The organism is Glaciimonas sp. GNP009, from assembly GCF_054343755.1.
Genome location: NZ_JBTGUV010000002.1, coordinates 1 through 13823 on the forward strand (window position 1 = coordinate 1; position 13823 = coordinate 13823).

Genomic DNA, 13823 nt, shown 5'->3' on the forward strand with positions numbered 1-13823 from the left:
GACTTGTAGTTGTGTCAACCGTTAATGTATGCTCGAGCCCTACCAAAAATTCGAAGCGGCGCAAGACAACATTCCGCACCGTTGCTGTTGAAGGAGCCTTGAGCCCTACTGCTGTACTACGCACCAGATCGTGGACAAGCTCGCACTGGCGCGCAATGAATTGACGCTTTTTCAGACTACCCGCGTCATTGAGCGCTCCCAGTAACCGGTGCACCGCCGCGACTGGGATTAGGTGTTGCGTGCTCGACCAATGGCTTAAAAGATCATAACTTATTACTTTGTCCTTGCTTCCTAAAATTCCCTTACTTTCCAATTGAGCATGAAGTGCAATCAAATTGCGTGCGTTAGCTGCGTGGGTGTAATCTTGAAACCAAAGCCATAGCGGCCCCTTCTTTGCTGACAGCAGCCGGGCCACTGCATTTTTCGGATCAGGTTTTTTATTGAAAAACTGCAGCAGAGAATTCCCTATCTTTTCCCACGCCACAAGGCCTTTCAATAACCGGTCTATAAACCGATACGCGGGTGCATCCAACCCTAAACCTGTCGCCTCCCACCACTCAGCGGGATCTGCGACAACCAAGCTGTCGCAGTGAGGGCAGGTTTTTCCATGTAGTGTCGACTGACGCAAAAATTGTACAAATTGCGCTTCAATATTCCCCACCCAAGCCAATAAGGCTGGCGCGAGCGGAACCGATAAGTCAAGTGGTTGCGATGCGGGAAACAACCAGGATAGTTGCGCCAACTTGCTCTGAATGTTGGCTATAGTTTCTGAAGTGGGTTTATTGCAGCCGCGCGATGCATGCTCGTAATTTTTTTGTTCGTCGCCCAGAACACTCCGTACCACCACTGTCGATTTCGATTCAAACGCTGCTTCTACCAGAAATTCGAGAGTTGGCACACTGGGCACGTGTGGCCTCAGTCCTAGCTTACTTTTGAACAAACGCATAGGCCGAAGCAGTGTGATCGGTTCAAAATTCTCCACATTGGAGATTGTCACTTTAGATAGCGAGAGGTTTTCCATCGAATGCCATAAAAAAGGTGCGCACTGGGCTCAAACTACGTCAGCACTGTAAAACATCCGGAACCTATTAAATCCCGTCCGTATTGTTTTGCAGTAGCAATGAGTATTTATCCAACCAATAGAAGAGAGATCATTATGGCATCCAGCAAAACATCCTCAGGCAAGCCGACACCTAAACTGAACACGCCCAAACCTCCAATCGTCCCAAACTTACCGAGCAAAACAAAAAATATTTCTGGAAAGAAGCGCGGAAACGCTGATCCGAAGGACAAACACTAATCGTAAAACTAGGCTTGGGGCTCTGGGCATCCAGTCTAAGACCACACATTGCCTGTATACCCGCGCCGACCTATACGTCGGCTTTTTGCATTGCAATACTAATACGAAACTTTGAAGGTAGGGCTATCTTCCGGCCGCATTTTTCTGCGGTCGTAGATGCGCGTGGTCGATATGTTAGCGTGCCCTAACCACTCCTGCACTTTGGCGATATCAGCTTCGTGGTCGAGCGCATTGGTAGCGGCCGTCGCGCGCAGCGCATGCGGCCCGAAGCCGGCGACGGCGATTTTTAACGAAGCGGCATAACCGGCCAGCATCTTGTAGACGCCGTCGGGCGTGATCGATGCCTCTGCATTCTTATGCATGTTGTTTTTCAGCGGTCGGAATAGTGCGCCCTGAGCATCGCTGGCGTGGCCGGCCGTCTGCAAGTACGCATCGATCACCTCGGCGGTCCCCGGATGCAGCGGCACGTAACGCAGCTTGCCGCCCTTGCCGTGAATGCGTAGATGGACGACACCGCGCCGTTGCTGCATATCACCGACCGTCAGTGCACATAGCTCAGCGCGCCGCAAGCCGTGATACAGCAGCGTCGACAGGATCGCGCGGTCGCGCTGCCCCTGCAGTGTCGTGACGTCCGGTGCATTGAGTAAGGCGCGTGCCTGATGATCGCCAATCGCCGGCGTCTTGCCTTCGGCACTGGTCATGGCCGGGCGTTTTACCCCTTTGACCGGATTGCTAACGACCGCATTGGCTTCGCACAGATAGTCGAACAGCGACGACAGCGCGGCCAGCTTGCGCCGGATCGTCGCGCCAGCCAGGGCGCGCTGTTCCAGATCGCGGCGCCAGGCGAGCACATGCGCGCGCACGACAATTCTGAACTGGTCCGGCCGATCGATGCCGGTGAACACCATGAATTCCTGGATATCACGCTGGTACGCGCGCCTAGTCTGGGGATTGTTGATATTGGCGAACCAAGTGGTGGCTGGTGGTACGTCTGCCAGTTGGGCAAACTGCTGCGCGGTCAAATTTTGACGACTGAGAACGCTGAGCGAGTGTTTCAATGACCTCTCCTTTAGCCATGACTAATGCACCATCGATTGTGTTACTGTATTATTCAAGGGGGACGATTTACTGTCAATGCCGGAGTAAAGATGTACCAAATGGCGCGTTAAAAGTGTACCAATCCGGGTTAATAAATAGAGCCGTTGAGGGCCTGAATTGTTCTCTTTTCAATGCACATTTCTATACTCTGCAGAGTTGGGGTGACGGGCGCAGCGCAGCGTAGCCCGTTCCCTTAAGACGTTGCTTTTACGGGGTGGCCCCTCCTTTTTCAGCAGTGCTGTTTGGTTTGACATTGCGCTGTTGCCGTTTCTTGCTGGTGGCCAATCGATACGATTCGCCGTTCATTTCCAGGATGTGGACGTGATGGGTAAGCCGGTCAAGCAAGGCGCCAGTCAGCCGCTCCGAACCGAGGACGCTGGTCCACTCGTCAAACGGTAAATTCGAGGTCACCAGCGTGGCACCGTGCTCATAGCGTCGGCTAAAGACCTCAAACAACAATTCCGCACCGACCGCTGTGAACGGCACATAGCCCAGTTCATCGATAATCAGTAACTTCACGTTAGTCAGTTGCTTTTGCAAGGCACGCAGTCGTTTCTCGTCACGCGCTTCCATCAGTTCATGGACCAGGGCGGCGGCCGTCGTAAAGGCAACGCTGTGTCCTTTCTGACAGGCAGCTAATCCTAGTGCCAGCGCAGTATGCGTCTTGCCAACACCCGAAGGTCCTAACGCGATGACGTTCTCGCGCTTATCAATCCACTCACAGCGTGTCAGTTCGAGCACCAGGGATTTGTTTAAGGTTGGCATCGCCATGAAGTCGAAGGTATCCAGACTCTTGGTCACCGGAAACCTGGCCAGACGGATGCGCCGCTCCATCGTGCGGCGTTCACGGTCGATACGTTCGAGTTCGCACAACCGTAATAAATAGCGTGGGTAATCTACGCCTTCACGCGCGCAGTCGGCGCCGACCTTCTCATACTCCCGGGCAAAGGTCGGCAGCTTCAGGGCTTTGAAGTGGTTGACCAACAGTACCTGCGGTGCCACCGTGGTGGTCTCGGACAGCGCCGCGCTGTTGGCGTTCATGCGAGGTCTCCGGTAACAGGTTGCGTCAGTAGCGCATTCCCGCTGAGCAAGCTGAGGTAGCTGCCGGCATCGGTCGTGCCGACCGTGGCGTTCGGCAAATACGGATACAGGGTTAAATCCAGCTTGGGTGGTCGTCGTTCGATGGCGCACAATACTAGGTGTTTGATGGCATCAAAGCTGAGCACGCCCAGATGATGGGCCTGGCCAATGGCACGCTCGACTTGCCCGATGCTGAAGGTTTCCAGCAACCGCAGGACCTGGATATATTCCTTGCGCCCACGCTTGTCCATGCGCGCTTCCAGCAGGCGTCGCAATCGCTCGAAGGCCGCTGGTAATGCCCACTCTTGCAGCGGTGCAGCCTGGTCAAGCGCACGCGGCTTCCTCTCCAGCAACGCCAGATAGTGCAGCGGGTTCACCACGAAGTCCGCTTTGGCATAACTGCGACGATGGTGCGCAATGCACTCCGGATTGCCAACCAGATAGATGTCGACCCAGTCGACGGTGCCTTTGACCAGCACCGCCTGATGACCGTATTGCGTCGGTACCGAATAGTCGTTGGTGCGGTAACGGACCAACGATTGCGATGATACCCGGCTGGTTTGCTTGTGACTGGCGTCATAGAGCGTTACCGGCAACGGCATCAATGCCGCCCGGTCATGGATGAGGCGCTGGCCGATGGTGTCAGATTGACCACGCAGCACGGCACGCTGACGTTTCAGGCAGCCGTCCAGCAATTGGCTATTCAATGCAGCGAAGTCATCTGCCACCGGCAATGGCACCATGAAGTGGCGTCGGCTGTAGCCGACCAGTCCTTCCACTTTACCCTTGTCGTTACCTTTGGCGGGACGTCCGAATTTATCATCAAACAAGTAATAACTCTGCAACTCGGCAAAGGCATGGGTCCGTCGGCGCTGGCCATCGCCTAATATCTTGGCCACTGCAATCCTGGTGTTGTCGTACAGAATTGATTGCGGCACGCCACCGAGAAACGCGAAGGCAGCAAGATGACCGTCCAGAAAGGCTTCCGTGTCTTCGGTCGGATACGCCTTGACGAAACACGCATCCGAATGCGGCATGTCCAGGCAGAAATAGTGGAAGCGGACCTTCTTGCCGCCGATGTACCCGTCGGCTTCGCCGAAATCGACCTGGGCATGGCCGGGGCGATGCGCCAGTGGCATGAACACTTCCTTCTGCCGGCTGGCCACACCGTTGACGTACTCGCGCACCAGGGTGTAGCTACCGTCGTAGCCATGCTCGTCACGTAATCGTTCGCGGATACGTACCGCCGTATGGCGCTGTTTCACATGGACTTGCTTATCGGCCTCGAGAATGGCGTCGATGATGGCTGCGAACGGTGCCAGCGTCGGAGAGACCGGGGCCGGCGCTCGCCGATATCCCGGCGGTGCCGCGAACTGGCACATCTTCCTGACGGTATTGCGATGGATACCGAAGTAGCGCGCAACCGCACGCTCACTCTTGTTCTCGACCATCACGGCGCGACGTACTTTGACGTATATGTCCACGGGAAACATCCTTTCCGCCTTTCTTATGCACCATCAAGGGCATAAGACTACAGGCTGGGATTGGTACACTTTTAACGCGCCATTCACGGCCGTTTCAAGTGCGCTATCCGGTACATTATTCACGCGGCATTTATAATTTACGTCCCTCCCCTACCAAAGCCGCCTTGTGCGGCTTTTTTATTGCCCGCCCCGTGCGGGCTTTTTCACATCTGGAGCATCAGTGCGCAAAAACTGGATCGCGCTCGTGATTGCATTGGCCAAGCTGGCCACGGCGATCATCGAGTACATCACCCAACAGTCCTAATCGCGCCAAGTCATTTCCCCAGCTGTCCGTAACTAGCCTGGGCTGACTTTCGAAGCGAAAAGTCAGTCGGGTATAGACACGCCAATTTACTCTTGATAACGCTTTTTATCAAGAGTAAATCGGTACGACAACCAGCGCCCTAACCAAATCGTCAGTTTGCAAAGTAAAAACCCTTTTACTGCCAATCATACATATCAATTGTATGCACATACATAAATAATATTTACATTCTTAAAAAAACCTCATACAATGAAGCCATGCATTACAAACATATGCACATGCATACGAAAAATTATATAGGAAGATAATGGTCACGATAAACACTCAGATGGAAAATGTATCCGAAACTGCTACTACACAGGATGCCAGCTTCCCGATGCCCTTTACGGCTGAAGAATTTCACCGTGATGTGCTCATACTCTATGTACATCAAATGCGCACGATGGCATGGATGAAAGGCGATTCAAGTATCTGGCAGGTCTTGGGGGAAGCGCCCGAAGATCCGGACGACATCTTCGGCCCGGAGATCACCGTGGAGGAAATGAAGATTACATATGCTGCCATCGCTGATACGTCATTCGCGAAATGCCTAGAAAGCATGTATCTATATAGTTATTTCGGCATTCTCGACGAAAGTTTCGAGCCCATGGAATATGAAACCAACTACACCATGCTCTCTGCCATTCTTTGTGATATGAACAAATCGCTTTTCATGTCTGAATGGGACTCCTATGGTGCGTGTGAAGAAATTGCCGCCGCACAAAGATGCTTAGCCGTCGCCGAGCTAGCAAACGCCAGAAGAGTTTTGGAAGGACACGAAAACTTTTCTTATTTCTTCGGGGCCAACTCAAAAGAGGATGACGCAACCAGTCTTGATGGCGGATTATCGGTACGCCAGATGGCCCTGCTTGCTGGCATGGAAGAAATGAGTATCCGCGCAGCTGCCAACCCCAAGCGTGCCAATCCTCTTCCAACCTACTCTGATGAAGAAAAACGGACACGCATTGCGATCGAAGCAGCGAAAGCCTGGCTGCAGGCGAAAGGCCGATATGTGCCTGTCGCGCGTAGATGGGGTAGTGGTGATATCGATCTCACCAAACGCAAGTTTTCAAGCCTCGCGGATCTGCGCCGAGTCATCTATGATCGCCCATTTTTCCTTGAACCGGAAAAACAAAAAAGCGAGGAATTGGCCAATCAGATCAAGGATCTTGGTATTAAGTATGGCGTTACCAAATTTGATGCATCGAGTCTTTCGGATACAAATTTCGTTCGCGACCTTGCCAAGCTCCTTGAGTTTCCGGCTGCTCTGTTCGAGCTCCGGCTGAGAGAGGTGCTTGCCAAAGAAGAGCTTGCAGCGGTTGAGTGTGCGTTGCGGGATATCGCCCGGCAATCCGATGAAAGAACCGTCAGTAGTTCACTTTAATAGGGAGACCCGTCATGAAGCTTACCAATCATGCAAAGATCCGGCAGCAACAGCGTGGCATACCACCAATCATTATTGATCTCCTGCTCAACTATGGGGCCATCGAGCACGACGGGAAGGATGCCACGAAACACTACTTCGATAAAGCATCGCGCCGCCGAGTCATGGCCTATGCCGGCCGACTCTCGAGCCAGATCGAAGAATACCTGGACTATTACGCCATCGTGGGGAACGACGGCCAGGTAATCACCATTGCCCCCCGGACCAAGAAAATCAACCATTAAAATCAGTATGATCCGCCATCATACTTACTACCCGACAGAAGGAATTATGGACATCACTCTCTTTTCCCACTACACCGACGCCATTCGTTCCACTAACTTTGGCAACGTCGCCAGTGCCTCCCAGATTCCGAGCGAATTCTTGTTCGGCCATGACGGCGCAATGACAGCCCATTACATTCCGTTCGATTTCGTGAACACCAAGGCGAAGGTCGTCCTAGTCGGTATCACGCCCGGCTTTACCCAGTGGAAAAACGCGATGATTGAAGCGCAGCAGCAACTGCAGGCTGGCGCTTCGCCCGAAGCCGCTCAAATTGCTGCCAAGCGAACCGGCGCTTTTAGCGGAGCCATGCGCCCCAATCTGGTTAGCCTACTCGACAAGATTCACTTGCATCGCTGGCTGAAAATTGAAAGCTGCACGGCGCTGTTTAGCCAGCATGACGACATAGTGCAGACGACCTCAATCCTGTGCCATCCGGTATTCGTCAACAACGAGAATTACAACGGCACACCGAACATGGTGAAGACACCGTTCCTGCGTAAGCTAATGCTGGACCATTTCGCTAAGGAGTCCGCCCAGCTGCCCGACGCCGTGTATATTCCACTTGGTCCCAAGGTTAGCGAAGGACTGTCATGGCTGGTCCAAGAGGGAGTGCTGAAAGAAGATCGAATTCTGGGAGGCTTACCTCATCCGTCCGGGGCCAATGCCGAGCGAATTTCTTACTTCCTAGGCAAAAAGGAAAAGAGATCACTCTCAGCCAAAACAAATGGTTCGAAACTGGATGAGGCTCGAACAATTTTGATCTCGCGGGTCCAATGCTTGGCCTGATACATCCATTGACCGCTGGCGTAATCGCGCCTATGAATGTAACGCTGAAACATCTAAAACTATCATGCCAATAAAACTCACTCGATTGACAACCGTTGGCTTCTCGCTCGCGGGTAGATGGCTGCTTTCAGGACGAGGGCTGGACCTCGACCTCGATAAAATTATTGCAGGCAAACGTGATGTACTCTATGCGTTTGCGGTTGACGGCGCTCTCAGCTATATTGGAAAAACAGCGTCTACCTTGCGCTCGCGCATGCAAGGTTATAAAACACCTCCAAGTAGCTCGCAAAACGGCGGTACAACCAACATCAAGAACAACCGCAATATCCTGGATGCGCTAGCGAAGGGAAAAACCGTTAGTATTTTTGTGCTATTCGATCAGAGCCAACAAAGTCACGGCGAATTTTGCATAAATTTGGCGGCAGGTTTGGAAGATAATTTAATTCGCGAACTTTCTCCCCCCTGGAATGACCACATGTCCACAAAGGCTGAAACAGTACAAGATCTTGCAACCTCTAAATTGCCCCAAAAAACTGTCCGAGTTGGGAACGAGCCTCGGCTTTCAAAGCCGGATTTTCAAATGATGTTACATCGATTGCTTGCTGAAGCAGCAAGCGCTGGCGAAATTTTTATCGATGTTAGGGCCGGGAATTTGCATACTCGAGTAGGGGGCTACCCAGCCAAGGGGCATTCCATGCCGACTTGTTGTTCCGTGATGCGTGACGAAATAAAAACTGGAGATAATGTCCTCTCTGAGCCCCCAAAAGGCAAAGGAGCGTCACTATTGATTCGCTATCGTCTTCCACGGGCATGAGACTAGCTTAACGAGCTAAATCCGGAAACATTCGATCTTCTCGATGGAGATTTATATAGATCTGAAAATTGCTAATAACTACACTTAGCTGGTGTCGCCCAGTTGTTGCATAGGGGCCAAACTTAACTTAACCGGATACCCAATGTCAGATTAAGTTAAGTTAAGTTAAGTTTAATTGTAGTAGCTCAGACTTGACCTGACAGTGAGCGTCGGATGAACGCCTCCTTTCGCCCCTAGGCGGAGGTAGACGTTTGCATGTGCCGGACGGCCGCTGACCAGAGCTGCTCGTGCCGTAACACACTCAGTCCGGGTTGTCCTCGCCGTAATTGTCCGGGTTGCTCATCCAATCCGGCTCAATGTCGCTCAAACCAATGTGGTGTGTTCGCGGAAGGATCTCGATCGCCTCAATCGTCATCCGATCGGGAATTTTCCCGCCGAGCGTAACGATTGCTTCAATGTGAATGCGTTCGTCGGTGACAATCTGGCCGCTTCCCATCGACATGTACTCCCCGTCGATACCGTCCCACTTGCGAAATTTAAAGTAGCTGCTGACCTGCGCGAGCGCAGTGGCGTCGACCTGGACAAACACCCTACCGTCACCATGCTCGACGGCCTCAAAGCTCCTCGCAGCCCATTCTGGATCAGGCAGCTCGACGTCGGTGAAGGTCGCCTCCACCCACTCCGATTCAAACTCGAATTGCGAGTCCGCATCGACATCGAATTCAACCTTGTCATCCTGACCGGACAGCTCTCGCAACAATGCGGCTTGCAGACCGACCGGGTCGCCTTCGCCCAGCAATTCGGCGAGCCGGCGCGCGGCATAGCTGGCAGTCTGATCCTGAAACCCGCTAAGGGCATCCGCAAGATCGCGAACCAAGACGAGACGTGGGCTCGTTGCACAGTAACGGACCCAGTCTGGATCGTTTGAAACCACCAGCACCTTACTCTCGTGCTGTTTGGCCCAGCACTCGAGGGTTAGTAGCGCGACCGCATCCGGAAACTCGTGCTTCTTTGGCCCGCTGGCCGCAAAAGGCGCCTGCGCGCCAAAGTATCGGAGCATCACTTGATCCAGCGTCACATACTCACCCGCATTGAGGATCACGGCGCCCGTGCGTTCAATCCAGCCGGCCAAGCGTTGGTTGGCGATTTCAGTAGCAGCCGCCGGATCGGCGATCTTCGCGAGCAGTTGCATCGCCGGCGTTACATCGTCGACCAGTGACAGCAGTTGCGCATGCTCCAGGAGACGCATCGCGCGTTTGAGCTTGCCCTGTGCATCGCTTGCGGCCTGAAGCAGATGTGCCTCGACCTCGCCGGCGATCACATCTGGCAATAACACGGCAATTTCGCCATCGGCAAATTGCGTCACGCGCTGGAGCAACCCTGCTTCCAGCGCGAGCTGCTTCGCGTCGAACACCTCGGTATCGAGCGCGATCGCACCGATCTCGTTCGCTTCGATCTGTTTACGAATCGCTTTATCCATAACGTACCATATAAGAGATAGAAAGGGTAGCATCTTGCCTAGACGAAAAGTGCGCGAATTGTCACGAAAAAGCAGGTCGCTGCTAGTAACGGACCTACGGACTTTATTCATCTGACAGCCAGTGTTAGATGAAGTCTGAGCTACTACAGTTTAATATATATAAATTCATATTACTTATTTCATTGCCTATCGTTCCTTGTCGCCATTGCGCTCGGCACTATCGCGTTCTTGGGTAGGCTCAGGCGTCTGCTGCTGTCGTTGTACCAGTGCGACTATTGCTCGTTTCATCTGGTGCCGCTCCGTCTCGGGGCGGGGCAATTCCTTCGCATAACGTTCAACGGCTGTTGCTAGTGTTTCGTCGCCGTCGTGCCGCAGCTCTTTAGCAACATTTAACAACGAGCGCACTACGGCTTGGCGCCGGTTGATGATGGCAACCTCCCAGGGCTTCGGCTCGCGATCTCCGCGCACTAGCTCTTGTCGCGCTTCCTCGAATTTGTTCTTCGTGACGGTCGAGTCGCCGCGCTTCTCTGCATAGTGCATACCGGCTGTTTTCCCTTTGCGCGTCTTTCCGCGAATGTCCCTCGGGGTTGCGTTGGCCTCTATGCCTTGCTCGCGCAGCTTTTCGGCAAAGTCGCCGCGCCATTCTTCGAGCGTCGCCTTACGGATATGAAGGCGCTTCCCGTCGAAGCCTTCGGCTTTGACGACCAGGTGAACATGGGGATGCGGCGGGGCGTTCTTGTGGGGGTCTGTATCGGGCGTATGCAGAACCATCATGTATTGATGCTGCCCGTAGAACCGCTCACGTGCGAAGTTTTGCGCCGCCTTGAATAAGCCTTTCGGGTCGGTGCCAGTCGGCATCGACAAAACGATGTTGAACGCTTGGCGGTATTTACCTTGGCCGTTTGCAGCGTCCAAGTCCCAAGAATCGTGCAGCTCCTTTACGTCTTCCTTGCCGCTTATTTTCTCGCCCTGGTCATTGACTGCATCTAACTTCCCGTTGCGCGTGATGTAGTCCATGTGCGCCCTGACGTGCTGCGTCGTCTTACCGCCGCCCGACACCTTAACCATAACTTCCGGAACACGATTCACCGTGCGCGCTAGCTGCGCTTTCATCTCGCCCAAGGTGAAGCGCTCCGTCCGGGAGCGCCGCCCGTTCACCAGGAAGTCAATGTCGTGCGATTCTCCAGGAGCAAATCCGCCGTTAATCGCCATTGGTCACACCCCACGATTTCAGGTTTGCTCTAATTAGGTCTTTGACGCTGGACCGCTCTTGATCGATTAGCGCCTTCATTTCCTCGAACGGTACAGCCAATGCTAAATGTGCTTCGTCTAGCGACGTATTCAAAGCGCGTGCGATTTGATTCACATTTCGCCCCATGGCAGAAAGCTGCGTCGTTGCTTCTCGCAACGCGAGCATTTCATTTTCGGAAAACCGGGGTTGCCCGGTTAGGTGAACGCGCAGCAGGTGCGCCAAGTAGGTGCCGCGCTTCCAATGGCGAATGTCCGCAAGTCGCGCAAGCTCGTGATACTCAAATAGCGACAACCTAACGCGCACGTCTTCAGACTTCACACCTCCCAGTTTTTCAGACTGGGACGAATCGGCCGCAGCGAAGGCAGGGGGATTGCGCTGCAAAAAAGCCGAGACAATTACTTCGAGCAAGCGTGCCTCACTCAGGCCTTGGGCTTGCGCTTGAGCAAGAAACGCCACCTTTATTTCATCAGTGACGCGCGTTTTTAGCAGGGGCTTTGCAGATGGCATTTCTAAGACTTTCCCCGCAGCGAGGTAACGAGTGAGGACCGAAATTTCGTCATGACGAAATGAGGATCCAGCAAAGTGGTCCACCTTGCCTACGCTAGTCTATCCTGCAATAGGTACTATCTCAAGCCGTTTCTTCGTCATGACGAAGAAACGCATCAGCTTCTACGGAAAAAATATCATCGCGGGCGGCTGAAGTAGATCCATCTTTTTGTTTCGGCTAGTTCGACGAAATGAACCCATTTGCTGTTATGCCAAAAATCTATGAAAAATACTCAAAATTCTTTTTTAATACGAACGAATCGACCGAAATGATCTGTAAACATCTCTATCTCTTTAGTAGTTCATGGGTGAGCTGTATCATCGCCAAAGGGGTCGTGGGTGACCTGCATTATCACCAAAGGGGTCGTGGGTGACCTGCATTATCACCAAAGGGGTCATGGGTGACCTGCATTATCACCAAAGGGGTCGTGGGTGACCTGCATTATCACCAAAGGGGTCATGGGTGACCTGCATTATCACCAAAGGGGTCGTGGGTGACCTGCATTATCACCAAAGGGGTCATGGGTGACCTGCATTATCACCAAAGGGGTCGTGGGTGACCTGCATTATCACCAAAGGGGTCATGGGTGACCTGCATTATCACCAAAGGGGTCATGGGTGACCTGCATATAAGTCCCTACCTCATCGCCTTTCTAAAACACCGGGGCTTGTAGTACCAGGGCGCCCCCGTAGGGTTTCCAGACTCATCCGCTCCATCAAGTCATTTTTTCGTCATGACGAAATTTGACTTGTAAAATGAGGCGGCGAAATCCGCCTCGTTTAAATTTCTTAGCCTTTAATTTTGCGCATTTCTTCCGCGAGAACCCATAAGGCGCGATTGAGTTTGATGTTTTGGTCAATCCCTTTTACTTCGCGTGTCGTACTGACTTGGCCGGTAGCGCTGCGACCACGCAAACCACCTCTAACCAAGTTTTCTTGAACGCAATTAAAAGTTGTCCACAAATCATCAGAACGGTCTTCCATCCGTTTTGGGCGCAGAATTTGATTTTCGGTGATAGGTGCCGGTGTCAATTCAGTATCGTATTTCAAAGACAATGCAGCGCGGGCGAATGCTGCTTGCTCTCCCTCGTTGAGCGTTAAGGATTTCATCCCGTCTTTTTGGCCGTTGACCAGATCGAAATCGTCCAGGACACGAAAAGCGCCTTCGATCACGTTGTCAACGATGTTGCCTTTATGACGAATGCGGATATCACTTAATATGTCGCCGCAAACCATGCCATTCGAGCAAACGAAGCGGAAAACACCGGACAGCATTTGATACGACGATGATCCATCATGGCTATTCAGCAAAATGATTTCGTTGGCTTCCTTGCCGTCGATCTGGCTTGCATGGCGCAAGCGGATCATGTGTTTTGTATGGTCGCGCTTCGCATCGTCACGAGTGCGCGTTTGGCAAACCATGAACGGGCTAAAGCCTTCTTTACGCAAGCCGCGCAGCACGTCGCTTGTCGGAATGTAGGTGTAACGATCTGACCGGCTGGCGTGTTTTTCTTCCGCGAAAATCGAAGGGGCAACTGCTGTAATTTGCTCGTCTGACAGTGGGGAATTCGAGCGCAAAACGTGTTGGTTACGGCCAAATCGGGAAGATAATTGCATGATATTTCCTTTAAGAGATTGTCGGGTTAAGGTCAATCAGCACTGAATTAACCATGTACCTATTATATGTTTTGTATATAGTTTTGTATATAGTTTTACCGATGAATTGTTTTAATCAACTACAACTTATCTATATACAAAACTAATTACAATGGTGCTCTGAAATTTGTTTTCCGTAGTAGTGAATTTGGGCGCTTGGCGCTTGCCTTTGACTTGGATTTGCGCAAGGGATATGGAGGGCTGCGAAGCAGTCCACGCGGAGCGGGGATGAGCGAATAGCGAACCCGGAGAAGCCCGGTCGCCGCATAGCGGCGA

At 52.6% G+C, this 13823-nt stretch carries 12 protein-coding genes; 4 read left to right on the forward strand and 8 right to left on the reverse strand.

Annotated features, from left to right (window positions below; translation table 11 throughout):
• The 4 genes from ACXX82_RS00900 to istA all read right to left on the reverse strand — a co-directional run.
• On the reverse strand, nt 1-898 hold an 898-nt coding region (locus tag ACXX82_RS00900; RefSeq protein WP_458562161.1), incomplete at its 3' end, for a hypothetical protein.
• 500 nt (nt 899-1398) lie between these two features.
• Nucleotides 1399-2358: a tyrosine-type recombinase/integrase gene (locus ACXX82_RS00905; protein WP_458562162.1), complete on the reverse strand. Its 960-nt coding sequence runs from the start codon at nt 2356-2358 to the stop codon at nt 1399-1401.
• A 247-nt stretch (nt 2359-2605) separates the two neighbouring features.
• On the reverse strand, nt 2606-3439 hold the full coding sequence (istB, locus tag ACXX82_RS00910) for an IS21-like element helper ATPase IstB (RefSeq protein WP_458562163.1): 834 nt from the start codon (nt 3437-3439) through the stop codon (nt 2606-2608).
• The gene (gene istA / locus ACXX82_RS00915) at nt 3436-4971 is read right to left on the reverse strand and encodes an IS21 family transposase (RefSeq protein ID WP_322232686.1); all 1536 of its coding nucleotides are present in this window, start codon (nt 4969-4971) and stop codon (nt 3436-3438) included. The genes istB and istA overlap by 4 nt, the downstream gene beginning before the upstream one ends.
• 623 nt (nt 4972-5594) lie before the next feature.
• Between istA and ACXX82_RS00920 the strand changes: the two genes are divergently transcribed.
• From ACXX82_RS00920 to ACXX82_RS00935, 4 genes are all read left to right on the forward strand, one after another.
• Nucleotides 5595-6689, forward strand: coding sequence for a hypothetical protein (locus tag ACXX82_RS00920; RefSeq protein WP_458562164.1), 1095 nt, complete (start codon nt 5595-5597; stop codon nt 6687-6689).
• A 14-nt stretch (nt 6690-6703) separates the two neighbouring features.
• Nucleotides 6704-6973 (forward strand): hypothetical protein, encoded by a 270-nt coding sequence (locus ACXX82_RS00925; protein ID WP_458562165.1) that lies wholly within the window; start codon nt 6704-6706, stop codon nt 6971-6973.
• Nucleotides 6974-7019: 46 nt separating this feature from the next.
• Entirely contained in the window at nt 7020-7799 is a 780-nt protein-coding gene (locus ACXX82_RS00930) for a hypothetical protein (RefSeq protein ID WP_458562166.1), read from the forward strand.
• A gap of 64 nt (nt 7800-7863) precedes the next feature.
• Nucleotides 7864-8613: a GIY-YIG nuclease family protein gene (locus tag ACXX82_RS00935; RefSeq protein ID WP_458562167.1), complete on the forward strand. Its 750-nt coding sequence runs from the start codon at nt 7864-7866 to the stop codon at nt 8611-8613.
• A gap of 301 nt (nt 8614-8914) precedes the next feature.
• On the opposite strand, the gene ACXX82_RS00940 is transcribed toward ACXX82_RS00935, so the two are convergent.
• The 4 genes from ACXX82_RS00940 to ACXX82_RS00955 form a co-directional block, all read right to left on the reverse strand.
• Nucleotides 8915-10093 carry a PIN domain-containing protein gene (locus tag ACXX82_RS00940; RefSeq protein ID WP_458562168.1) on the reverse strand — a complete coding sequence of 393 codons (1179 nt, stop codon included), beginning with the start codon at nt 10091-10093 and terminating at the stop codon, nt 8915-8917.
• 186 nt (nt 10094-10279) lie between these two features.
• Complete coding sequence (locus ACXX82_RS00945) at nt 10280-11305, reverse strand: relaxase/mobilization nuclease domain-containing protein (protein WP_458562169.1); 1026 nt, start codon at nt 11303-11305, stop codon at nt 10280-10282.
• Nucleotides 11295-11852, reverse strand: a complete 558-nt coding sequence (mobC, locus tag ACXX82_RS00950) for a plasmid mobilization relaxosome protein MobC (RefSeq protein WP_458562170.1) — start codon at nt 11850-11852, stop codon at nt 11295-11297. Before mobC ends, ACXX82_RS00945 begins: the two co-directional genes overlap by 11 nt.
• Before the next feature lie 828 nt (nt 11853-12680).
• Nucleotides 12681-13508: a DUF932 domain-containing protein gene (locus tag ACXX82_RS00955; protein WP_458562171.1), complete on the reverse strand. Its 828-nt coding sequence runs from the start codon at nt 13506-13508 to the stop codon at nt 12681-12683.
• Between the last annotated feature and the right edge of the window lie 315 nt (nt 13509-13823).

What these genes read in the sequence shown, in the direction of transcription:
- ACXX82_RS00940 (WP_458562168.1), bottom strand. Translation starts at nt 10,093, where the DNA reads ATGGATAAAGCGATTCGTAAACAGATCGAAGCGAACGAGATCGGTGCG.
- ACXX82_RS00945 (WP_458562169.1), bottom strand. Translation starts at nt 11,305, where the DNA reads ATGGCGATTAACGGCGGATTTGCTCCTGGAGAATCGCACGACATTGAC.
- ACXX82_RS00920 (WP_458562164.1), top strand. Translation starts at nt 5,595, where the DNA reads ATGGAAAATGTATCCGAAACTGCTACTACACAGGATGCCAGCTTCCCG.
- istB (WP_458562163.1), bottom strand. Translation starts at nt 3,439, where the DNA reads ATGAACGCCAACAGCGCGGCGCTGTCCGAGACCACCACGGTGGCACCG.
- istA (WP_322232686.1), bottom strand. Translation starts at nt 4,971, where the DNA reads ATGTTTCCCGTGGACATATACGTCAAAGTACGTCGCGCCGTGATGGTC.
- ACXX82_RS00955 (WP_458562171.1), bottom strand. Translation starts at nt 13,508, where the DNA reads ATGCAATTATCTTCCCGATTTGGCCGTAACCAACACGTTTTGCGCTCG.
- ACXX82_RS00930 (WP_458562166.1), top strand. Translation starts at nt 7,020, where the DNA reads ATGGACATCACTCTCTTTTCCCACTACACCGACGCCATTCGTTCCACT.
- ACXX82_RS00935 (WP_458562167.1), top strand. Translation starts at nt 7,864, where the DNA reads ATGCCAATAAAACTCACTCGATTGACAACCGTTGGCTTCTCGCTCGCG.
- mobC (WP_458562170.1), bottom strand. Translation starts at nt 11,852, where the DNA reads ATGCCATCTGCAAAGCCCCTGCTAAAAACGCGCGTCACTGATGAAATA.
- ACXX82_RS00925 (WP_458562165.1), top strand. Translation starts at nt 6,704, where the DNA reads ATGAAGCTTACCAATCATGCAAAGATCCGGCAGCAACAGCGTGGCATA.